The sequence below is a fragment of the Micromonospora chersina genome (assembly GCF_900091475.1).
In the GTDB taxonomy this organism is placed as follows: domain Bacteria; phylum Actinomycetota; class Actinomycetes; order Mycobacteriales; family Micromonosporaceae; genus Micromonospora; species Micromonospora chersina.
Map to the genome: position 1 here is coordinate 2,409,170 of NZ_FMIB01000002.1, position 22,588 is coordinate 2,431,757.

Below are 22,588 nucleotides of genomic sequence, written 5' to 3' on the forward strand. Positions count from 1 at the left end.
GGGTGCGCGGGCCCAACCCGAGATCACAGGAGGCCTGCATGGACCCTGCAACCCCAACCCCGATCACCGGCGACGCCTCCCCCACACCGGACCCGGGTGACGGCCGCCGGCCCGGCTACCTCTACCGGCAGGTGGCCGCTCACCTGGCCGCGCACTCCGACCAGGTGTTCAAGGTCGGGGAGCTCACCACGGCGATCGCCGCCCCGTCCACCGGCGCGGTGTTCGAGGCATTGAAGAAGATGGCCGCCGCCGGGTACGCCACCCACCACACCGGCCCGCACCGCTTCCAGATCACCCAGGCCGGGATCGACGCCGCCGGGGCGATGCCACCGCCCGCCCCGCGCGCACCCCGCCAAGGACGGCGCGGGGCAGGTCGGCGGCAGCCGGCCGCACGCCCGAACGGTGAGTTGTACTTTCCCCGGAAGCTGGCCGGGGCCACCGATCTGGACGTGCTGCGCCGGCTGCGCGAGCAGCGTATACCAGTGCTGCTGTACGGGCCGCCCGGCACCGGCAAGACCGCCCTGGTGGAGGCGGCGTTCCCGGACCTGCTGACAGTCACGGGAACCGGCGACACCGTCGTGGAGGACTTCCTCGGCAACTTCATCCCCCTGCCCGACGGCGGCTTCGAGTTCGTCTACGGCCCCCTCGTCACCGCCATGCGAGAGGGCCGCGCGCTGCTGGTCGACGACGCCACCCTCATCCCGCCGAAGGTCCTCGCCGTGCTCTACCCCGCCATGGACGGCCGCCGGGTGATCACCATTCCCGGGTACCGCAATGAACGCGTCGAAGCCGACGACGGGTTCTACGTCATCGCTGGGCACAACCCCGGCGTCCATGGCGCCATCCTCACCGAGGCATTGGCGTCGCGGTTCGACGTGCACATCGAGGTCACCACCGACTGGGACCTCGCCCGCCACCTCGGCGTGCCCAGCCCCGCCGTCGAAGCCGCGATCGCGCTCAACGCCGACCTCGCCGCCGGACGCGTCACCTGGGCGCCGCAGCTGCGGGAGCTGCTCGGCTTCGCCCGCGTCCGCAAAACCCTCGGCCTGCCCGCCGCCATCTCCAACCTGGCCGGCCGCGCCCCGGCCGACGACCGCGAGCAGGTCCTCGCCGCGCTGCGGCAGCAGTTCGGCACCGAGATCACCGCGCTGACCCTCGGCAAGCAGCGCTGACCCCTCAAGGAGAACTCTGATGCCTCATCCATCCCCACATCTGCAGCCCGGCCCCGCCGCACCCGCAGCCGGTGATCCGGACTGGCAGGTGTGGAGCGACGCCTGGACCCGGCACATCCCGACCCTGACCGGCCGCACCGACCTGACCGTCACCGTCGCTCCCGGCGCCGGCGGCGGCGCACCGGCCTGCTGCTACCCCGACGCCGGCCGCATCGAGGTCGACGCCACCTACATCGGCTCCCCCGACATCGCCAACCCTCGCCGCGCCGGTCACAAGCGGTTCGTCCCGACCGCCTACGGGCTGCTCGTGCACGAGGCCGCGCACGCCGCCCACAGCCGCTGGCGCACCCCGCCCGGCACCCCACCCGTTGTCGCAGCTGCCGCCGAGCTGCTCGAGGAGTCCCGCATCGAGTACCGGCAGCGCGCCCGCCGGCGCGGTGACCGCCGGTGGCTGCGGCACACCGTCACGACCCTGATCAGCTCCGACGACGCCGCCGTCGACGACCCTTGGCACGCCGCCCACCTCGCCGCGCTGCTACTGGCCAGGGTGGACGCCCGCATCCTCACCGCCAAGGACACCAAAGGGATCCGCGCCGCCGTGACGACCGTGCTGGGCCGTAAGCGGCTGCTGCAGCTACGCGAGGTGTGGCGGCACGCCCACAGCGTCGACGACAGCGACGCCGACACCATGATCGACCTGGCGTGGCGGTGGTGCCGCATCCTCGACGTCGACCCCCACCACCAACCACAGGCACCCGCAGCGGACGCGGGCGTGTTCGCCGGCCTGCTCGCCCAAGCGCTCACCGACTACCTCGCCCACACCGCCGGGCTCACACCAGGGCAATACCGGGACCAGCAGATCACCGAACGGTTCTCCGCGCCCGCGACGTGGACCCGCCGCGACCCCACCCACGGTGAACGTGCGGCGGCCCGCCTCCTCGCCGCCCGGCTGCGCGCCGCCCGCACCCACCACGCTGAACCCGACACGCGGCCCAGCACGGTTCCGCCGGGACGGCTGCGGACCCGCCACGCCATCACCGCCCAGGCGCAGATCGCCGCCGGCGCCGCGCCCACCGCCACCCCCTGGCAGCGGCGCACACAGCTGCCACCGCCGAAACCGACCCTGCACCTGGGCGTCATCGTCGACGCCTCCTTCTCCATGCACCCCTACGCGGCACCGATGTCGTCAGCCGGGTGGATCCTCGCCCACGCCGCCCACAGCAACCAGGCGGTCACCGCCACCATCGCCTTCGGCAGCGACGTCACCCTGCTCGTCCCGCCCCGGCGACGGCCCACCCACGTGCTGGAACTGCGCGCCAATGGCGGCAGCACGGCCTTCACGGACGCGGTGAAACTCGCCGACCAGCTGCTGCAGCTGCGTCAGCCCGGCCGGCTGCGGATGCTCGCCGTCGTCTCCGACGGCGACCTGCCCGACACCGGCCCCGCCCAACGTCTCATCACCACCCTGCACCGCACGGGCTGCCCGGTGCTGTGGCTGCGCCCCGCCGACCTGGACGGGCACACCTTCACCGACGCCACCACCATCCTGGTGGCCGACCCGGTGCAGGCCATCGGCCACATCGCCGACGCCGCGGTCACCGCACTCGAGCACGCCTGACCCCGTCTCTGCGCCGGGCTCTCCCCTGGCCGAGGTGTCGGCTCGCGGTCCACCGAACTCCGGCCATCACGCCGACAACCACCGGTCGAGATCACTCAGCGCACTCCCACTGGCCGTTGCTCGGCCACCCCGCGCACTTCCAACGCCGAGCACGGCCGCGCAGCCGTGCCCGGACCCATCACGACAGAACAGGAGAAACCGTGACCAGCCCGAACAACCCGCGCCTGCCGATCACCTCGCCCGCGGACCTGCTCACCGCCGTGCCCTACCTGCTCGGCTTCCACCCCACCGACAGCCTCGTGATCGTCGGCCTCACCGGCACCCGGATCGCCGTCGCCAGCCGCGCCGACCTCCCCCAGCCCAGCCAGGTCGCCGCCTGGGCCGACGACTACATCCTGTCGCAGATCCGCATGCTGCGGAACGCGGCGGCCACCCGCGCCATCGCCGTCGGCTACGGCCCCGCCGCCACCGTCACCTCGGCCGTCGACACCGTGATCCCGCGGCTGGCCGCCACCGACATCGACGTCTTCGACGCGCTGCGGGTCACCGACGGCCGCTACTTCTCCTACCTCTGCCAGGACCCCGCCTGCTGCCCCACCGACGGCGTGCCCTTCGACCCCCAGCGCAGCGACATCGCCATGCACGCCATCGTCGCCGGCTGTCACGTCCTACCCGACCGGGCCGCGCTCGTGGCCAGCATCGCCCCCACCACCGGGGACGCCCGCGTCGCCGTCACCCGCGCCACCGCCCACGCCCGAGCTCGACGCCGCACCCTCATCAGCGAGGCCGGACGCGACGGCCTGATCCTCGCCGGCGAACAGGCGGTGCGGGACATGCTCGCCCGCTACGCCGACGAGCAGACCCTCACCGATGACGAGTTGGCCTGGCTCACTGTCCTGCTGCCCGTCCCCGCGATCCGCGACGTCGCCTGGCAGGCCACCGACGCCCAGCCCTGGCACGTCGCCATGTGGACCGACATCACCCGCCGCGCGCACCCGCCGCTCGTGGCACCACCGGCGAGCCTGCTCGCCTTCGCCGCGTGGCGCCGCGGCGACGGCGCGCTTGCCTCCATCGCCATCGACCGCGCCCTAGCCGCCAACCCCAACTACAGCCTCGCGCAGCTGATCGACCAGGCGCTGCGGGCCGGGCTCGCCCCGTCCGTGCTCGACGGCTGGCCCCACCCCGGCCAGCCCACCATCGCCTGACCCGCGCCCGTCCCGTCTGGAGACATCCATGTCCACACCGCACCTCGACGTCCAGCGGCTGCTGCACGACCAGGGCTACGCCCTCGACCCGGATCAGCTCGCCGAGGCCTGCGCACACCACCCAGAGCAGCTGTGCGCGCTGCTTGCCGCGGCCGGCACCATCGCCGCCACCAGCGCCCAGATCACCGCCCTGACCGACGCCGCGAACCTGCTCGGCGACGTCCACGCCAGCAGCGACGCCAACACCGTTCTGTCGCTACGACAGCGGCTCGACCGGGTCGCTGACGCCCTCACCACCGCTCTCGCCCAGCACGACAAGGCCACCGCCGCCCTACGACACACCTGCGGCGCCCTGATCCGCACCGACCTCGCCGTGCTCTCGAATCCCGAGTGCGTCAACCCCGCCGAGTCGCCGCGCGCCGCCACTGACCCGACGCCCTAAGCCAGCACACCCGCACCCGTCGCCCCGAACGGGCGGCGGGTGCGCCGGTAAGCAACGCAACGGAGGACCTGATGACCGAACCGACCGCAGCCCCTGCCGCACCCCCGAGCCTCGAATCCGTCCTGCGCCATGCTTGGGACGCCTTCCACCCCGGCCAGCCAGCCCCGCTGGGATGGCTCACTCACACCACCACCCAGATCCAGGCCTACCTGCGTAACCACCACAGCGGCCCGCAGCCGCCGCCCGCAATCCCCGAATCGTGGACGCAGCTCCGCAGACAGATGTGGCAGGCGCTGCGCGAGGCGGTCAGCGAGCACGACATCGACATAGATGCGGCCAACCGGGTCATGGAGGTCGTCGACCTGCCGCTGCTGCCCCGCCGCTGGCAGGTCCGCCTCACCCTGACCGTCCTCGCCGAGCTCACGGCCGGCACGAGCGACGACGCCTTCGACGCCGCCGAAGCCGCAATCGAAACCGCCCTCACCGGCGCCGAAATCGAGGTACGCATCGAGTGGAACGGCAACGAACGCGACAACGCCGACCCCGGCGACCTTGACCCCACCGACCCGTGGCCCGGCTGCCCGCGGTAACCAGCGCATCCCGGCTACCCGGGGAAAGCGGTCTCCTCCGACCCGCCGAGGCCGTCCCTGCTCATCACCTTCGGGTGAGGCGATCACCGCGCGGCTCCCGAGAAAAGCGCGGAAATCCCACACACAGCAGGTCCCGGCAAGTTCCGCCGCTACCAGCCGACTTCCAGACCGGAGACTGCTGCGGGCCACGCATGTTGCGGTGGGTCTGCTCGTCGGGCGGCCGCAGGCCGCCCAGCCTCCCCGGACAGGGCGTTGACGAGCCGTCGGCGGGCTGGGCGCGGGACTGCCTGCCCACTGCGGGCGCTCACTCCTCGCTGAAGGCCAGGCGCACTGCCTGCCGACGACTTGATCTATCGGGAAAGTCGAGCGTCACTCGTGGCTGCCGCCACCCCGGCGGACCCGGCAGCGGCCCACACCGCTGGCCGGGGTGGCGGCCACCCGAGCCGACAATCCGCGAGAGGCAACGCCGATGACGCAACCGCACCGCCGCTGCATTCCCCGCGACGTCACCGACGTCCTGCTGTGGCTACTCGCCGCCGACGTCGCGTCCGCCCACCTCCCCGATCCCCACCAACCCCACCGCTGCGCCAACCTGCGCTGCACCGGCTAGGCCTACCCCTGCCCGCCGGCGCGCGACGCCCGCCGCGCCTGCCAGGCGGCCACCCGAGGCGAAGTGCTCGCCCGAGGGCGAGCGAAGGTCGCTGCCCCAGCCGGCGCGGCGGCGCGCTTCGCCGGCTGGTTCCGGCCCACCCGGCCGGTCCCACCGCCGCAGCGGCCGATGCCGGGGCCGCGCGCCGCCTAACAACTCGCGCTGACTCCCCACCCGGCGCCGCAGTCGGTCCTTCTGCCCTACCGGCGACTGACGCCTCGCCAAGTCGCGTCGCTGTCCGCGCTTCGGCGCCTCATGCCCTGCGCCCTACCACCGCGGGCTACCGGGGCTTGGGACGCGCACAACCACGGGCAACGGCGTCGGCTGCAGGCTGCCAGAACCTCATCCGGCTCGCCCGCGCCAAACGCGCTGGTCGCGCCCCCGCGCACCCGCGGTGCAGATCCGGACCCCCAGGCAAACCTCGCCCCACAGACCCAGCCGCTCGAACAGCGCCCCAGCGCTTCGCAAGGAGAGGAGAAACCCTATGGCACCCGCGATCGACCCGGACGACGCCAATGGCGGCGACCTCAGCGTCGGCGACCCTCAGGTAGGCAAGTCACGGCTGCTCTCGCGGCAGTGTGACACCTGCGTGTTCGCGCCAGGCAACAAGATGCATCTCACCCCGGGCCGGCTACACGACCTTGTCGCCGAAGCCCGAACCAGGCAGTCCTTCATCATCTGCCACTCGACGCTCCCGCACTACATGCATCCCCAGGTCAAGCCGGCGATCTGCCGCGGCTTCGCCGACCGCTACGACACCCAGGCGCTGCAACTCATCGCACGGCTCTTCGGTTTCGTCGAGGTCGACCCGCCCGAGCACGCTCCATCCGAGTCCAATACCCCCGCCTAAACAACCGCACCAACCAATACCCGAGCGGGTGCGGTACGAGCCGCATGCGTGCCCGCCGCTGTGGGTGGCCCGGCTGTCCGGTGACACCGCCTACGTTCGACAGACCAACCGTGGCACCGCCGGTAGGGCACACCTCAGCCTTCGTGGGGCCTGCGCACCGCGGGTTCAGCGTCTTTGGCAGCGATCCCGTAGCTCGGTGATGACTGCCTTCTCGTGCGTATTGAGATCCCCGTCGACGGTGGCGACCCGTTCGGCGGCATAGACAACGTCGCTGAGATCCCCGGGCTCAGCGTCGACGCGGTGCCACACCTCGTCGGGGTCGATGTCGACGACGCCGGCGAGTTGCTCGTCGTCGACCTGATGCCGTTCCCGGGCAAGCCGCGTCAGCCGCTGGAACAGCACGCGCTCGGAGTCAGCAATCTTGCCGTCCGCGTTGATGACGAGCCACGCGACCCACAGCATCAGCCGCAGGTGCCGGGTGCGTCGGATCAAAGTCTCGGCAAGTTCGATCACCCGTGCCTCGTCACGGAATACGGATTGGGCGTGGCGTCCCGCGACCACGGTCGTGTAGCGGTTCACGAAGATGGTGAGGGGGATCCCGACGCCAGGGATACCGAACTTGATGACGTTGCGTTGCAGGAGGTGTCTCCCGACGACCGGCAGGCTTCTCGCGGCGGCAAGGACCGGGCCGGAGTAGTACTTCTTGAGAACTTGCCGGACCAGGCCGGGCACGAATTTCATCCCGCCGCGGGCGACCTCTCCGGCCTTTATGCCGAATGCCACCCGGATCAGCTTCATCATGTCTTCGGGATCGTCCACGTCCAAGGGAATCCGGTAGAGCACCGCGATGTCGTAGGCCATGCGCATCTGCAGCTGGGTGATGAACGTCAGGTCGACCATGAACGTGACGACGCCGGCCGGAACAGCGGCGGGGCTGGCGCCGCCCAACGACCCGATGGTCGCGACGATCGTCCCGGTGTAGAGGCTGGAGGTAATCCCGCCTTCGATCATGGCGTACTTTGCCGCCAGCTTGATCTGCTGCCCGACGATACCGTCCGCGGGCACACCCTTGTATTTCTGCTGGAAGTACTCCCATGTGGCTTTCTCGGTATACGACCGTAGCGCCTGGGCGCAGAGTTTCGTGAACCAGCCGCCCGACTTGATGTCGTCCGCACTCAGCCCTTTGACGAACTCCCGCAGTTTGGCGCGCTCCTGTTCGACAGCTTCGCGGTCGGCATCGTCGTCGCCAGCGTTGACGGAGCCGGGCAGCACTTCGGTCACAGCGGGGTCCTTCCAGATGGTCCAGCGACCTGCAAGGTTGCCAGATATGGGCAATCCACGGGCGGACCGACAAGGTGACCGATGAGTTCGCCTGTAGATGTCCCGGTGGGCAGCAACGATATCGGGGACGCCACGCGTTCCCCAGGCCAGGACCGATACCCACGTCGACCAGGTTGGTAAGCACGCGACTACCCGGAGCTGATCATCACCGGATACGGCGCCGTCATCATCGATCGCGACCCGACCGAGCAGCTGCACCCCGTCCGCCTGCAGCAGCTTGTCTGGCCTGACGCGCACGGCCGTTTAACCTGGGACACCGCCTACGCGTTCCCCTCCGCCGTGCAGCCGCTGATCGGGCAGCCGTAGACCTCGGCCCCCGAGGGGCCGGATGCGATGTCGCGTCCGGCCCCTCGCCGCGAGGTCCTTCGTCGCCGGAACCGCCTGTCAACGACCGGCATGAGGAAGAAGATCAGTCTCTTTTGTTTTTGCGGCTTCCCGTGCCCACTAAGGGACGTCTCGTAACTCGGCAGAGGCGTTTGCCCGTGACCGGGTTGGTGCTCACCAGGTCAGGGCGATGTTGTGCAGGTGGGCGATACCGGAAGCGGTGTCGGTCAATGTGCGGGCGGCGCGGCGGTAGTCGCGCAGGATCTTGAAGCACTTGAGCCTGGCCAGAGCGTGTTCGACCTGCGCCGCACAGTCCGGTGCTCGGCATTCAGGTCCTCCCTCCACTGCGGCAGTGGGCTGCCAACGCGCTGGTGCGGTAAACGATGGTGTCGTTGCAGTTGCGCGGCTGCGGGTCACCGACGGCGATGACCAGGCGGGTGCTCGCGTCGATCGCCACCTGCAGGTTCGTCGAGTACCGGTAGCTCTTGCTCGGCGCCGAGAGGCGGTGGTCCCGGGTCGGGCGGCGCACCGGGACCAGGGCCAGCAGTGGGCCTAGGGTTGTCGATGACCCGGTGGGCGGCGGAGTGCGAGACGCCGAACAGCGGGCCGATCTGGCGCATGGTCAGGTTGGTGCGCCAATACGCGGCGACCAGCAGCACCCGGTCGGGTAGGTCCAGGGCTCACTGTCGCCCCGGCCGCCCGTCGGCGATGGTGTCCCCGCCGCGCTCGGCGACCAGGCGGACCAGCCGATGTCCGGCCGATACGCGGCGGGAAGGCAACCTAAGGGACGTCTCGTAACCCGGTGTCTGTCTGTCGAGGACGGTCATCGATGATGCCTGCGTGCAGGTGATCACCGCTGCCCGGGCCGAGTGAATCTTGCCGTTTCACCGGGCTGCAGCCCGCCCAGCGCGACCCGGCAGAGATGAGACGACAACTTGATCATCGGGGAGGCTCAACTCCGATACGACGACGGCTGGTGCCCGGACCGGCTGGGGTTTTCACCACGAGACCGGCGGGGACTCCAAGCCGTCTGCCGTGACCCAGTGGTCAGGCCCGTCGGCGGAGTAGCACTGCCGCTCGGTGAAGGCCCAGCCGGACTCGTCGGTGATCAGCGAGAACGAGAAGAAGCCCTCCGGCGACACGGAGTCGTGACAGGTCAGAGCGACCTGCGAGTTTGCGGGGAAGCCGGACAGCGTGATTGCGTAGCGGAAGCCGTGTGGGGCGGCCGGTCCCGGCTCCAGCCAGATTTTGGGGCCGTCCGGTTGATATTGGAAGAGGGGGCCGTCGCAAGGCGGAGTGCTGGTTTGGTCAGCTACCAGTTCCGACCAGACGTAGCCAGACCATCCGATCTTCGGCCCCTCCCCGACGGTTACCCAGAACCAGCGGGGCGAGGTGCGCTCATAGGGTGCGGCACCATCGCGCCAGCAACGCATCATCACGTGGGTGCCGTTGGGGAGCCAGTCAACGATTCCGCAGCCGTTCGTGGTGTCATCGGGGTTGGGTAGGTTCGGGCAGGTCCGAAGGTTGGCCCCACCCGAGTCGGGAGAGCTGACGACGCTGCGCGGGTCGCTCGGTGCCGCTGCAGCGACACCGGGGACGACCAAAACGGCGATGAGGCCGAGCGCCGTCAGCGCGACGGGTCTGATGGCTCGCACTCTTCCTCCTCATGGAACGATGACCGACTACTGGTGGTAACTGTCGGCCGCTGGTTCAGGCGACGGGTAATGATTGACGATCTTAATATTCATGCCGTCGGTCGGGTTGGCTGAATTGTGAGTGCGTCAAGCCGCCACATCAATGTCAAACCTCCTCAAGGGCAATGATGTGACCTAGTTCACGAGCATGTTTGAAAATGGATACGACCGTTTCGGGCGATACGTCAGCAACTTGCCGGGCGCGATACATGAATCAAATTTTCGTTCGAACGGACTTGCCGGTCTATGGCACACTGCCTCCGGAGTCAACCTTGGGTCGCGAACGGAGTTCCTTACGCGTGCCGGCGCGGCGCGGTTGCTGATCTTATTCCTTTCGATGATGGAGGTCGCCGGGGGGTGTCCAGACCCGTTCCCTGTGTTGCCGGCTTGGGCTGTATCCCGGTTAATAAGACAAGCAATTAATGCTCCGGCTTGATATAAAGAGAATGTGTCCGTCGACGATCTTGGTGAGCGTGAAGGGCTGCCGGTGGTGTCCAGCAACAAGCGTTCTTTTCTGCAGCGCACGTCGATCGCGTTTCTGCTCGCCGCCGTAGGTGCGGTATCCGGGATCGCGCAACTGGTTGGCGGGTTCATCGCCGGCAGGATGCTGATTATCTGGTCCGCTGCTATCACCCTGATCCTGGTCGGCGTTGCTGTCGGCATCGACGAGCTCTGGATGCGGCAGCGCCTCCAGCGCGTATTTGCCCGACGGGCCGTCTTGGTCACAACCACTGCCGCAGTCGCCCTCGGTATCGGTGTAGGCGCTGGCTACTTGATCGCTGCATATCCTTACGGAGAAAAGCCCCGCTCTTCGGCCGGGCAGACCCCGGCCCCCAAGCCCTCCGAAGGCGGCGACGGGGTAGTGGAAATCGCCGGCAACCGACTTGGGTCCCCCGTATTCGGCGACAATACGGGGCGTGCGGCTCCAGCGGGTGTTCCGAGGATCCCAGCCGGAACCCGGGTCACGGTGATCTGCAAGGCCGAAGACCTTACTGGAATGGTGAGCGTCACCTACCTGTACAAGATCGGCACCGCCCCGTGGACCAACCTGTACTCGCCTTCGGATACCTTCCGCAACGGTGACCCGCCAGAGGGTGGTACGACCGCGTTTAACCCTGCCGTACCCGACTGCTGATGGCGTGGTGTGAGATCCTGCCCTCGATGGGCTCTGTCGGCGACATGCGTCCGCATGGCGACGCGAGCTAGCGCTCGAAGCCTGTGAATGGGTTGCCGCCGAGCCCGCTCCTGCCCAGCCGGCGTTTGGCCAGGCTCAAGTGCTTCAAGATCCTGCGCGACTACCGCCGCGCCGCCCGCACATCGACCGACGCCGCTTCCGGCATCGCGCACCTCCACAACATCGCCCCGGGCTGATCACCAACGCGGTCACGGGCAACGCCTCAACCGAGTTGCGAGACGTCCCTTAGGCTCGGTGGGTCGTAGAAGCGGTCGCGGTTACTAGGTGCGTGCACGTTCGGTGAGATCAGCGGCGTGGTTGTCGGTGGCTGCCGGTGGTGTCTGCGGACGTGGCGGCCAGTACCGGCGCACAGTGCGTTCCGAGCGTCCGATACGGGCCGCGATCTCGGCCGGATGCAGGTCGGGCTCCCGCCGGTGCCAGTAGGCAACCGCGGCAGCCGTGTCCGACGGCACCAGCTCGTCGCCGTTCACCGCCGGCTCGCCGTTCGTGGTGCTGGCGGCGGGCGGCTGCTGCGCCCGCGCGTTGGCCACGTCGACCAGGTGGCGCCTCGGCCGGCGCTCACCGTCGCCGGCGTCATGTTGTGGGCGACGCTGCGGCGGGTCAGGGCACCGGACCGGATCGGCTGATGCGCTCGCGCCGGATGACGGGTCTGCAGTGCCCTCGTCTGGGCGGCCCGCTGATGGGGCGTGCGGCATGCGTGTGGTGGGCGCAGGGCTGGGTGTGGCGGCCACAGGAGGCTCGGGGTGCTGTTCGGGTTGTCCCGCGCGGATCCGGGCGGTGAGCTCGACGAGGCTGACGCTGGCGACGATGACCAGGCCGTCAACGGAGATGGGCAGCAGGTAGGCGGCCCCTGCGCCGATCTCGCCGTAGCGGGCGGCGACCCCGACGAGGTGCCAGTACGACACCCAGGTGGCGATGGCGGCGATAACGCTGGTGGCGGCCATGCGGATGATGCCGAGGGAGCGGCGGTGGTGCGGGACGCGGGAGATCAGCTCGACGGTGAGCAGCAGCGCCAGCGGCGGCCACGCGGCGATGATCTGGCTGATCGGGTTCGGTCGGGCGTGCAGCACGTTCGCGGCGACCGATGCGGCGACCCCGAGGGTGAGGGTTGCCCGTACTGCCCATCGCAGCCGCTTCAGGTGCACGACAGCCACATCAGTGGCGGCCTCGCTTGTCGAGTTGTCCGCGGTACGGGTGGTGGGGCTGGTCAGCGGGCTCACGATCGTGCTCCCTGTGCTGCGGCCCGACCTTCTCGGCTGGCGGAGCGCAGATTGGTGATGAGCTGGTCGGCCAGTGTGAGCGTGTCGTCGCTGGGCTCGGCATCGATTTCGGCGAGCTGCCGTGTCACGGTTCGGCGTAGGGCCCGCACGCCGTCGATGTCGCCGAGGTGCGCGCGGGCGCGCATGGCCACCTGATACAGCTGCTCGGCGTAGGGGTGCTGGCCGATGGCGGCGTCGACGACGGCTAGCTGCTCGGCTGGTTGGCCGTCGAGTTCCTCGGTGAGGGCGACGGCCGCGTCGAGGGCTTGTTGCCGCACGGCTTCCCGGTGGGGCTCGATCCACTCGTAGTGGCAGCCGTCGGCGAGTGGTGCGCGGTAGGTGTCGACGGCGCGGCGCAGGGCCGCGACCCGTTCGGCTTTGTTGGTGGCGGTGTTGGCGGCGCGGAGGGCGGCGCGCATCCGCCACAGGTCCACGTCGAGGCGGTCGGGGTTGAGCTCGTAGCGGTGGCGGGGGTGGGTGAGGTAGGTGCCGGGTCCGCCGTGGTGGCGCAGGACGCTGCGCAGGTCGGAGACGTAGGTGTGGAGCCGGTGGGTGGCTTTGCTTGCGGGGGCGTCGGGCAGCAGGTCGTCGAGGATGGCCTCGGTGGTGGCGGTGCCGTCGCGTGCGGCCAGGTATACGAGCAGTTCGAGGGATTTGGCGCGCAGGCTGCGCTGCGGGTCCGCGTGGGCGAGGGCGGGAGCACCGAGCACGGTGACCGCGACCGTGGTGACGGTGCCGGTTTCGGGGGCTGGTGGGGTGGAGTTGGTCGCCGGCGTGCTGGTGGCGGGGGCTTGGTCGAGGGCGTCGCCGTGGCCCGTGTCGAGCGCCTGGATCTCGTGGTAAGCCCTCTGTTGGGGTGTGTCGGCCGGCATCGTTGCTAGCTGATGTTCGTGGGCCAGCGGTGTTCGCGGGTCGGGCTGTGCGCCTGTGCGATGTGCGGTGGGCGTGGGCTCGGTGGGGGCTGGGGAGGGGGCCTCGCCGGTGTGGGCCTCGGCCAGCACGGCGAGCAGATCGAGGGTCTCGGTGGGTTCGAGGACGGTGAGCCGGCCGATGTCGGCGCGGTGGGAGGCGTGGTCGGTGTCGGCGGGTGTGGTGGTGCCGTCTTCGCTGACGGTGACGGTGGTGCCGTCGGGCCAGGGGCCGAGGAGCACGCCGTGGATGTCCAGGCGTTGCCCTTGGGTGAGCAGGGCGGCGACGCGGGGGCGCTCGCTCCGGTCTGGGGGGTGGGTGAGGAGCATGACCGGTGGGAGGGGCTCTTCGTAGGGGTCCGCGCGTAGGTCGGCGACGGTGTTGGTCTCGTGTTGGTCGAGCAGTCGGGTGCGGTGCAGCGCCAGGGCTTCGAGGAGGTTCAGCGCGTCGTCGAGGGTGGGGGTGATTCTCAGCCGGGGTGTGCGGGGCACGGTGTCTGTGGTGGCGGCGAGCAGGGTCGCCGCAGTCGCTGCCGGTATCACGACGTGGGTGCGCGCGTGGGGATGTTCGTCGGTGTCGGTGGCGAGGGCGGCGGTGAGGAAGCCTCGGGCGGCGGCGTCTGCGCCGGGTCCGATCAGGCCCAGTCCGGCGGGCGGCCATATCGTCGGCGGCGCAGGCGCCGGCATGACCGGGTCGAGGCCGTGGCTGCTGCTGGTCAGCGTGGTGGTGTCGGGTGAGGCGGTGGCCGAAGGATCGTGTGACGTCGCTTGTCGACTGCTCGAGTTGGTCTTGCGCAGGGTGCTGGCGCCGTCGGGATCGCCGACTGCAGTGTCCGCCGGCTCGTTGTGTTGGCCCGTTTCGCCCGCGATGGCGGCGGGATGGCGCAGCGCGCGGCGGATCTGCCCAATCAGCCGGGGCAAGGGGGCGAGAGTTTGCGTTTCCCAGCGCGGCGTGGTGGAGGGGTTGCCCGCGGTGTAGCGGCGCTGCCGGTGCGCCCAGACGAGGGCGGCGGCGGTGGTGATGGCCAGGGCGAGGCCCAGGCTTAGCCAGCTGCCGCTGGGCAGCACCACGCCCCGGTCGGGGCTGCTGGGGCGGGGTCCACGGTCCGCGGTCGGTCCGGAGGTGGGCGTGCTCGTGGTGTTGTCTGCGCTGGCGCAGGTGCCGGCGGTGGTGGGTGTCGGCGCGTGGCTCGGCTCGATTGTGGGAATGGTTGCCGTGGGTGGGGCCGGGCGCGGTGTCGAGGGCGGCCGGGCGGTTGTCGGTGCGGGGGCCGGGGTGGCGAGGTCCGGCTCATCTGGGGTCGACGGTGGCGATTCGGGGCGGGGTCGGTGTTTGGTCGGTGGGGTGGCGTCGTCGGGCAGGGTGAGGGTCCAGCCGGGGTAGATGACGTTCGGGTTGCGCAGGGTGCCGCCGGTGTGGGTGAAGTGGGTGCCGCGGTTGAGGGCGAAGATTTCGGGCCAGCGGTCGGGGTCGCCGAGCCGCTCAGCGGCGATCTTGGAGAGGGTGTCCCCTCGCCTGACGGTGTGGGCGGAGGTAGGGTCGGCCGCCATCAGAATCAGCTGTTGACTGCTGCTCACCTGGCGGGTTTCTGGGGCGGTGGTCGAAGCTTGCGGAGTCTGGGCGTCGCTGTCGTGCGTGGTTCCGGTGGCGGGGGCGGGGTGGGTGGGGGTGCCGGCGGTGGCGGTGGTGACGGCGGTGGCGCCGAGCAGTGCGGCGGTGAGGCCTTGGACGGGGCGGGGTAGGTGTAGTGCGGGCAGCCAGCGCAGGCGGCGAGCCAGCGTCGTGTAGGCGCGGGTCAGGACGGTGGTTGCCAGGAGCAGCCACAGCATCACGGCGCCTGCTTCGGCCAGGAGGATGACGAAGTCGGTCGTCAACGGTTGGTGAATCCACTGCCGGAGCGCCGCCGGCGACGGTAGCCGAGGATGCCACACCCCGCTTGCGACGAGGATCGCGGCAACGACAAGGGTGGACATGATGGACGTGGCGGCGGCCGCGGCGTTCGCTGCTCTGGACCTCACCTGACCTCCTCGCGTCGCTGGCTGCCACGCCGCCGCTAGGCCGGATGCAGCGGCGAGCGCGCCGCGAACGAGGGCTGCGGATGGCGGTGGGCTGGGAATGATCTGACGCTATGGCCGTGGCATTGGCGGTGCACCCGGGCGACGGCTTACAGCGCCTTACAAAACCTCACGCGCCCTTACAACCGCAGGTCAACGAGTCACGGCCCCTGCAATCGGTCGCTTCCGCAACGGCCGGTTCGCGCTGCCGCGCTTCGACGTTCGGCGGGGTTGGCTAGTCGCCGGCGGAGGCGTTGCTGTGTTCGCGGGGCTGGCCGAGGGTGTCGCTGGGGTGCAGCCCGGCGATGCTGAGCCGGTGACGGTGAGCGTCGCGCAGCCGTTCTGCGGCGGCGTAGTCTCCCAGCGTGGTGAGGATGTCGATGGCCCGCTGGTGGAGGTTCTCGTTGTAGGGGTCGACGCGAATCCCGGCCTGCAGGAGTTCCACGGCGCGGCGGGGATCGTGTTGGGTCGACGCGGCGGCGGCGTAGGCGTCGAGGACGAGCCGGCGGGCGCCTTCCCGGGGCGGGTCGATCCACGGCCAGGTGTGGCCGGCGGCGAGGTCGCCGGTGTAGGCGTCGATCACGGCCTGCCACGCGCGGGCGGGGTCGGTGAGGGTGGTGGCGGCGTGGTGGGCGGCGGTGTGCAGCCGCCACAGGTCGACCTCAAGGTGCTCGCTGCGCAGGCGATAGCGGTCGTCGGTGTGGTCGATGATCGAGAGATCCGAGGCGGCGCGGATGGCGGCGCGTAGCACGCTGAGGGTGGTGTAGAGGCGGTTGGTGACGGTGTGGGCGGCCAGGCCGGGCCAGATTGCCTGCGCGAGTTGTGCGGTGGTGGCGCCGTGGCGGTGGACGGCGAGGAAGGTCAGGATCTGCACGGCGGCGCTGCGGCGGATGGTCACGGCCCGGCCGTCGATGAGCAGCGTGGGCTGGCCGAGGACCCGCAGCTCGACCGGCGGCTGCGCGGCAACGGGCGGGGTGGGCTGGGGCGTGCGGTCCTCGCCGGCTTGGCGGGGCATCCGGACCTCGGGCGGCTGCCGTCGCTGTTCGGGGAAGGCTGTGCGGGGGGCGGTGCCTGCGTGCGGTGTGTGGCTTGGTGTGGGCGGGGCGATGACGGTGAGCAGGTCCATCGCGGCGACCCGGTCCAGGACGCACAGCCGGGGCCCTGCCTGACCCGGCAGCCGCGCATTCACGGTCCGGCCGTGCTGGTCGACGCTCCACGTGGCGCCGAGCGGCCATGCGCCGAGGACGACCGCGGTTGCTCGGCCGGCGCCGAGCAGGGCTGCCAACCGGTCTGCGGCAGGCCCCGGCGGCGGCTCGGTGATCAGCACCAGCCGCGAAGCCTCCTCGTGTCTCGGCGGCGGCGGGCCAGCCGTGTCAGGTGTGGGCGACGCGAGGGAGTCGATCAGCTCAACGGCGTGGGCCGCGGTCTCGGTGACCCGGAGGGCGGGGATGCTGTCGCAGACTGCGGTGGCGGCCGGCGGAAGCAGCGTGGTCAGGGCGGACCGGGTGATGACCACGCGGATGGAGTCGGGCGGATCGCGCAACGCCGCAAGCAGCGCGGTGACCAGCACTCCCCTGGCGGCGTCGGCCGCGCCGCCGCCGGTGAAGGCGACGCCCGTCGGAGGTAACGCGGCGATTGACGGCGGCGCGGTAGCCCGGGTTTGCTCGTCGGGCGACCGTTCGCTGGACTCCTGGTCGGGGACGCCGACGGCTGCCTGGACGGCGGTGACGGCCGCCGGCAGCGGCGCCAAGTCCAGGTCGTCGTGGTCCGGAGACTCCCGCAGGCCGGGCTGGTAGCTGCGTCGGCGCCTCAGCCACACAAGTGTGGCCGCGGCGGCCACCTGGTCGGCCGTTCCCTGAGGCAGCCAGCCGCCCGGGATGGTGACGCCCTCCCCCGCGTGGACGCCGGGTGCCGGGTGCGCGTCGACGGCGTCGTGGTGGAGTGTGCCGGCGGAGACAGCGATCGGCTGGAGGGGCGGGGCTGTCGCGGTGGTGTTGGCCGCGGCGGTCAGGGCGGCGGCGCCAGCCATGCCGGTGGCGGTGGCTTGCAGGGGTGTCGGCAGCGGCAGGCGCCGCAGCCAGCGAGCGCCGGCACGCAGACGCCGTGCGGCGGTGACGATGACCGCGTATGCAACGAGCAGCCAGAGCAGCCACGCGAAGACCGTCAGCCCGGCGGTCAGCGTCTGGGTGGTGAGGGGTTGCGCGACCCAGAGGCGGAGCTGCTGCAGGGTTGGCCAGCTGTGCAGCGGCGGGCCGACGAACCTCGCCAGCAGCCACGGCGGCATACCCAGAAGAAGCAGAGCGAAAGCGAGGGATGTGACCCTCCGCGGCCACCTCACCTCACCCACCTCCTGCAGGAGCTGACCTCTGCTGGGCGCGGTTGTCCCCGCCTCGGCCCGCCGCTCATCGAGCTGCGGGGCGAAGGAGGCGGGTCCACAGCTGGCGCAGCCACCATGCGGCCACGGCGATCGCGTAGATCGCCCCGAGGATTCCGGAGGCGGGCCAGCCGACCAGCGCGGCGGTGATGACGGCGAGGGGTGCGCCGAGGATCAGCCGCAGGATGGGCTGGGAGACGACGGCCATGACGGTTCCGACACCGAGGAGCAGGCCGCCGAGGCGGCTGGCGAGGTCGATCCACAGGACCATGTGGGGCCAGCGGTCCGCGGTCAGGGAGTACTGGATGAGCATCATCCCCAGCCCGGCGGTGACCACGGAGCCGGTCGGGAACGCGAGTAGCTGCGACCAGCCGCCTTGGGGGATGCGCCACTGTCGGGCGGCGACGAGGGCCATCACCGCGGCCGCGGCGACGATCGGGGCGATCGGCAGCAGCGCCCAGCGCAGGAATCCGCCGGCGGGGTCGCCGATGTAGAGGCTGCCGACGACGGCGTACATGCCGCTGACCGCGACGCCGAGGGACGCCGATGCCAGGATGCCCGTGCCGGTCTGGGAGCCAGGGCTCACCGCTGGGTTGGTGCGGGCGGCGATCGTGGAGGCGAGGACGGTACCGGCGCTGAGGCTGGCGATCACCGCGAACACGGCGGCCACGGCCAGTTCACCCCAGTTCAGCAGCGCCCACTTGTAGAGGTAGCTCCCGTTCCATTCGGGAGTCAGCAGGAACTGGGAGAGCAGGCCGAGCGACATGAAGCCGGGTACCGCGATCGCGGCGGCCCGTCGCAGGGGCGGCACCGGCTCCTCCGCCGGTAGCCCTGCGGCCGCTGTGGCGTCAGCGGCGCCTGCGTCGGCGGCTCCCCGGACCGCTGCCGTTGCCGGGTCCGCCACCACGGTCGGGGTGACACCGACGGTCTCGGTGAGGACCTTCTCCAGCAGGTGCATCCGGGCGACACCGCCGACGCAGTAGACACCGGCAAGGTCGTTGACCGCGATCTCGGCGGCGGCGATCGCCTCGATCGCCAGCTGAGCGACGCGCTGCAGGACAGGATGAGCGGCTTGCTCGAGGAGGTCGGTGTTGAGCACCGCGGCCTCGCCCTGGGGCAGCGGCACCGTCACCGCGACACGGTCGGCCAGCGCGTGCTTCGCGGCGCCGACGCTGGCCAGCAGGGCCCACCGCTGCCCGTCGCCACCTGCCGGGCTGGTGTCGGCGAACATGGCGGTGAGGGCTTCGTCGATCGCTGTCCCACCCGCGCCGGCGTCGGCGAGGGTAGCAAGGACCTCGAACCCGGCCGGCCCGCGCCGCAGGACGCTGACCTCGGCGCCGGCACCGACGTCGCACACCACGATGTACGACCCCACCGGCAGCTGGACCCCGGTCGCCAGCAAGTGTCCGGCAACGGCCACGGGGGCTTCGATCAGGCGGGGTTGGGGCAGGCCCGCCCGGTGCGCGGCGTGGCGCATCCACGTCCGCCGCCGCGGCCCCCACCCGGCCGGCACCACCAGCCGCACGTCCTCCACCACCGACCCGACGGCCCGCTGCGCCTCGGCGGCGACCCGACGTAGCGTCGCGGCAACCAGATCCAAGGTGTCGACATCCGCGCCGGCAACGGCGAGCCGCTGCTCGGGCGACCGCCGTGGGGCCGGGACGAACCGCTGCGGATCCGCAGCGGCGGCCTGCCATGCCTGGTGGCCGGTCAGCACGTCCCCGTCCCCGCCGACCAGCACCGCACTCGGCAGGGCTGGTTCACCGTCAAACATCAGCGGCAGCCAGGCGCCGTCCGGCCACGCCAGCACCGCGGCTGTGCTGGCGATACCGCAGTCGATCGCCAGCCGCGCCTCCCCCGCTCGCATAGACCTCAGTCAAACATGACGATCACATTCACGTCACCCACGAATTACTCACAGACACGGACACCTTGCAGCCTGATGAGCAGGGTGACGGGACGGACGACCGCTGAGTGACTCGCGTCGGGCAAGGCAAGGGCTGACAGTATCGGCTATGGCGTGTGATTGGGCACCCGGACTTGGCCGGATCCAGAGGGCTTCACTGAGCCGAAGAAGTCCTGGCCGGGCATCGGCGGGGCTGGCTCGTCGCGCCTGTCCGCTGGCTACCACCGGACATCCCTGCCGCTGATGAACGCCATAGGCACGCCTGTACGACTGGGGCGGGCGGGAAGGCAGCTCCCAACCACCCACCTACCGCAACGGTTCGGCACCCATCCTGGAGTCGTCTGCCCCCGCCGGAGGCAGCTCTAACCCTGGCTGAGCGCGGTGCGGAGGCGGGCTGCGGCCTCGGGCAGAGACCAGCCGAGCGCCGTCTCGATCGGTTCCGGCCCGAGAATCTGGTCGAGGAGTTGCCAGCCGAGCCAGTACCCGCACCGTCCGGGCAACTCGCCGGGACGGTCGATCGCACCGCTGAACCATTGCCCAGACACGTCGGTACGGTCCAACTCCTGCAGCGCCCTGCTCCGCAGCCTGGCCGCCATTCCCTTGCAGCGGTCGATCCAGGCTTGGGCGTCGGTGCTGAACCAGAGGTGCCCGCTGGGTGAAACCTCGGGCAACAGCCGGGCTGTGGCGTGCACCGCGAGTCCTTCGCGGAACAGGTCGGCGTCGACGCGGTCGGCCGGCCAGTCATGCGTTGAGCGGAGCATGTGCACCAGGTGGACCAGCTCGTGGAGGGCGAGCACGATATCGAAGGGCGGCTTGGGCATCTGTTCCACCCCGATGAACAGGGTGGGTTCGCCCTGTACCGACGAGACCCAGCCGTTCGCTTGGCCCAATCCCACCATCACTACGGCGTGGATCGGGTGATCGAGGCCGAGCTGTTCGGTGAGCAGTCTCTCCGCCTCCTGGATGGCGAACCTCGCCCGCTCGGCGGCGGCGCGCAGCTCGGTTCGCCGGGCGACCAGGCCGGGTAGACGGTCCGGGGCCACTTTGGGGTCGACCCAAGATTCGACGGCCGTGAAGATCTCCGCGTGAGGCTTAACGAACTCGCGCCACCATCGGTCGGCGAGGTCGCCCCCGCGCCCCTGGCCGGCGAAGTCGTCGAAGTTGGTTACGAGGTCGAGAATGCTGGCCATGGCGTTCATGATGCGGTCTTGCTGATGGCTACCGACTTTGGGCTCATACCTGCGTCCCGAGGACTTGTGGTGTCCGTCAGCGTGGCCGGCGGCCTCACCCGACTGAGAGCACCTGCTGGGTGCGACCACCGTGATCGTCGTGCGTCACCTTGTCACCGTCGGCCTCAATGCCCCACGGGCGTGTCGGGGCTGATCATCGAGGGGTAAACCAAAGGCGTGGGCGGGAAACCGCCCAGCGGGGTGAGCGAAAAGCCGGACGCTCACCTGACCAGAATGTAGATGATCAGTGCTGTGCCGATGAGGAGCAGGGCGAAGATCGCAAATCGAAGCGCCCGCGGCAGGCGGTTCCAGTGTCGGCGTGCTGTCCGGACGGCTTGGTCCAGCTTGTCATTGGCGGTCCGGGCCCATGCGTAGTGACGGCCCAGGAGGCGTAGTCCGATGAGCAGGGCGGGCAGGCCGGCTTCTGGCAGTGGGATGAGCAGCAGTGCTCCGGTGACGAGTAGGACGAATCCGCCACCGATGGTCAGAATGGCTCGCACAGCGAGCACGCTACGGCGCGGCCGCCTCCAGCGTCGGGTGGGGCGGCCCGCGCCAGCTGTGGCGAGCAGCTATCCGGGGGAAGCCGATGGTCGGCGCGCTGGGCCGGCGTCGAGCGGTGGGCGTGGGTCGCCGCGATCCTCGCCGTCGCTGGCGGCATCACCCGCGTCCTCGCGGTGCCGTCGGTGAACGCGTTCTTCCAGCAGGTGCGCCCCGCTGGCCGCCGCGCCGAAGACCGAATCGAGCCGGCGGCCGTGATCCGGCCATGGCCGGCAGCCGACGCCCTCGCCCACCAGCTGGGCGTCTAGCCCCATCCGCAACGACCAGCGCCTCCGCCCTGCATGGTGGAGGCGCTGGTCGTTCCAGTGCACTAGGTACACACTTCACAGCGAAGGATGTCACTGCGGTATGCACCAGGCGAGGATGAGGGAACATGGCGAAGGTTCCTTGGACTGCGCGAATCAATGGCCAAGCGGAGCCGACCGGCAAGGGGCGCATCCTCATTCCGCTGAAGGTCGACGAAGACCCCGACCGGCCGCAGACCCTGGTGATTCAGGCCAGCCGGGCGGAGGCGCTGATCCGGCAGCTACAGAACGCCGTGCAGCGGGAGAAGACGTTGCAGGCCTGGGCCAAGGGGAAGGGCGGCGACGCGACCCCCGCTGTCTGACGGCAGACGAACGCCCCCGCCAATAGCGCGGGGGCGTTCGCGACCTGTCAGCCGATACCCGTGGGCGCAACGGTCGCCGTGACCGTCGGCTGCGGCTCGGGGGCCGAGGTCGTCGACGGCGGGGCCGACGGCGAGGGGACCGGCGACGGGGTCCGCGTCGGCGCCGGCGTCGGCGACGGGGCCGTGCTCGGCGTGGCACTGGTCGGAGCCGGGCTCGGCGCGGCGGCGGCCGGGCCGGCGCAAGCGACCGACAACTCCATCGAGGTCGGCTCCATGGCGGGGTCCGCCACCTGGAACGCCCAAGCGGTGGGGATCCCGCCCTCCGACGCCAGCGGGTAGGACTGCCAAGGCGCAGGATTGCCCGCAGGCTGCCCGGCCGACATCCGCCAGCCCCCGGACAGGGCCACCAGGCCCGCCGGGCAGGCCACGGTGACGTCACGCAGCCCGGAGCTGCCCGGGAAGTTGACCGTCTCGACTCGGGTGTAGGCGGTGGCCGCCGCGCCCGCGTCCCGCGGCTTCGCCGCCGCCACTTCAGGCCCGTCGACGGCCGCGAGCGTGGCGCCGCCGGCTACGAGCAGGCCAGCTATGGCCAGGACGGCGAGCCGGTTTCCA

18 protein-coding genes and 2 pseudogenes are annotated in these 22,588 nt (G+C 70.6%); 11 read left to right on the top strand and 9 right to left on the bottom strand.

Features of this window, described 5'->3' with window-relative positions:
• Positions 1-38: 38 nt before the first annotated feature.
• From GA0070603_RS10905 to GA0070603_RS10935, 7 genes are all read left to right on the top strand, one after another.
• Complete coding sequence (locus GA0070603_RS10905; RefSeq protein ID WP_091311193.1) at positions 39-1,172, top strand: AAA family ATPase; 1,134 nt, start codon at positions 39-41, stop codon at positions 1,170-1,172.
• Positions 1,173-1,191: 19 nt separating this feature from the next.
• Entirely contained in the window at positions 1,192-2,790 is a 1,599-nt protein-coding gene (locus tag GA0070603_RS10910; protein WP_091311196.1) for a vWA domain-containing protein, read from the top strand.
• A gap of 200 nt (positions 2,791-2,990) precedes the next feature.
• Positions 2,991-3,995: a DUF4192 domain-containing protein gene (locus tag GA0070603_RS10915; protein WP_091311199.1), complete on the top strand. Its 1,005-nt coding sequence runs from the start codon at positions 2,991-2,993 to the stop codon at positions 3,993-3,995.
• Between the two features lie 28 nt (positions 3,996-4,023).
• Positions 4,024-4,437, top strand: a complete 414-nt coding sequence (locus tag GA0070603_RS10920) for a hypothetical protein (RefSeq protein ID WP_091311203.1) — start codon at positions 4,024-4,026, stop codon at positions 4,435-4,437.
• 71 nt (positions 4,438-4,508) lie between these two features.
• Entirely contained in the window at positions 4,509-5,027 is a 519-nt protein-coding gene (locus GA0070603_RS31195) for a hypothetical protein (RefSeq protein WP_139131857.1), read from the top strand.
• A gap of 469 nt (positions 5,028-5,496) precedes the next feature.
• Entirely contained in the window at positions 5,497-5,637 is a 141-nt protein-coding gene (locus tag GA0070603_RS31980; protein ID WP_244282491.1) for a hypothetical protein, read from the top strand.
• A 523-nt stretch (positions 5,638-6,160) separates the two neighbouring features.
• Complete coding sequence (locus tag GA0070603_RS10935) at positions 6,161-6,526, top strand: hypothetical protein (RefSeq protein ID WP_091311210.1); 366 nt, start codon at positions 6,161-6,163, stop codon at positions 6,524-6,526.
• Between the two features lie 165 nt (positions 6,527-6,691).
• On the opposite strand, the gene GA0070603_RS10940 is transcribed toward GA0070603_RS10935, so the two are convergent.
• The 3 genes and pseudogenes from GA0070603_RS10940 to GA0070603_RS31200 all read right to left on the bottom strand — a co-directional run bounded on the left by GA0070603_RS10940 (position 6,692) and on the right by GA0070603_RS31200 (position 9,846).
• On the bottom strand, positions 6,692-7,807 hold the full coding sequence (locus GA0070603_RS10940) for a hypothetical protein (RefSeq protein WP_091311213.1): 1,116 nt from the start codon (positions 7,805-7,807) through the stop codon (positions 6,692-6,694).
• Between the two features lie 558 nt (positions 7,808-8,365).
• A pseudogene (locus tag GA0070603_RS31985) lies at positions 8,366-8,940 on the bottom strand (helix-turn-helix domain-containing protein); the annotation flags it as partial.
• Positions 8,941-9,189: 249 nt separating this feature from the next.
• Positions 9,190-9,846 (bottom strand): hypothetical protein, encoded by a 657-nt coding sequence (locus GA0070603_RS31200; protein WP_139131858.1) that lies wholly within the window; start codon positions 9,844-9,846, stop codon positions 9,190-9,192.
• 487 nt (positions 9,847-10,333) lie between these two features.
• Between GA0070603_RS31200 and GA0070603_RS10950 the strand changes: the two genes are divergently transcribed.
• Together GA0070603_RS10950 and GA0070603_RS31205 are read left to right on the top strand one after the other, a co-directional pair.
• Positions 10,334-11,020 carry a hypothetical protein gene (locus GA0070603_RS10950; RefSeq protein ID WP_139131859.1) on the top strand — a complete coding sequence of 229 codons (687 nt, stop codon included), beginning with the start codon at positions 10,334-10,336 and terminating at the stop codon, positions 11,018-11,020.
• A gap of 125 nt (positions 11,021-11,145) precedes the next feature.
• Positions 11,146-11,256: pseudogene (locus tag GA0070603_RS31205) on the top strand (IS5/IS1182 family transposase); the annotation flags it as partial.
• An 84-nt stretch (positions 11,257-11,340) separates the two neighbouring features.
• Here GA0070603_RS31205 and GA0070603_RS10955 read toward each other — a convergent pair.
• The 6 genes from GA0070603_RS10955 to GA0070603_RS10980 form a co-directional block, all read right to left on the bottom strand.
• Positions 11,341-12,300, bottom strand: a complete 960-nt coding sequence (locus GA0070603_RS10955; RefSeq protein WP_425270430.1) for a DUF2637 domain-containing protein — start codon at positions 12,298-12,300, stop codon at positions 11,341-11,343.
• Positions 12,297-15,266: a BTAD domain-containing putative transcriptional regulator gene (locus GA0070603_RS32370; protein ID WP_279627488.1), complete on the bottom strand. Its 2,970-nt coding sequence runs from the start codon at positions 15,264-15,266 to the stop codon at positions 12,297-12,299. Before GA0070603_RS32370 ends, GA0070603_RS10955 begins: the two co-directional genes overlap by 4 nt.
• A gap of 271 nt (positions 15,267-15,537) precedes the next feature.
• Positions 15,538-17,640 carry an AfsR/SARP family transcriptional regulator gene (locus tag GA0070603_RS10965; RefSeq protein WP_139131860.1) on the bottom strand — a complete coding sequence of 701 codons (2,103 nt, stop codon included), beginning with the start codon at positions 17,638-17,640 and terminating at the stop codon, positions 15,538-15,540.
• Between the two features lie 64 nt (positions 17,641-17,704).
• Complete coding sequence (locus GA0070603_RS10970; RefSeq protein ID WP_091311225.1) at positions 17,705-19,543, bottom strand: Hsp70 family protein; 1,839 nt, start codon at positions 19,541-19,543, stop codon at positions 17,705-17,707.
• 401 nt (positions 19,544-19,944) lie between these two features.
• The gene (locus GA0070603_RS10975) at positions 19,945-20,772 is read right to left on the bottom strand and encodes a hypothetical protein (protein ID WP_091311229.1); all 828 of its coding nucleotides are present in this window, start codon (positions 20,770-20,772) and stop codon (positions 19,945-19,947) included.
• 260 nt (positions 20,773-21,032) lie between these two features.
• Positions 21,033-21,311: a PGPGW domain-containing protein gene (locus GA0070603_RS10980; RefSeq protein ID WP_167544535.1), complete on the bottom strand. Its 279-nt coding sequence runs from the start codon at positions 21,309-21,311 to the stop codon at positions 21,033-21,035.
• Between the two features lie 431 nt (positions 21,312-21,742).
• Here GA0070603_RS10980 and GA0070603_RS10985 point away from each other — a divergent pair, with 431 nt between their 5' ends.
• Together GA0070603_RS10985 and GA0070603_RS10990 are read left to right on the top strand one after the other, a co-directional pair.
• The gene (locus tag GA0070603_RS10985; protein ID WP_091311236.1) at positions 21,743-21,976 is read left to right on the top strand and encodes a hypothetical protein; all 234 of its coding nucleotides are present in this window, start codon (positions 21,743-21,745) and stop codon (positions 21,974-21,976) included.
• A 60-nt stretch (positions 21,977-22,036) separates the two neighbouring features.
• Complete coding sequence (locus GA0070603_RS10990; RefSeq protein WP_091311240.1) at positions 22,037-22,315, top strand: hypothetical protein; 279 nt, start codon at positions 22,037-22,039, stop codon at positions 22,313-22,315.
• The last annotated feature ends 273 nt before the right edge of the window (positions 22,316-22,588 follow it).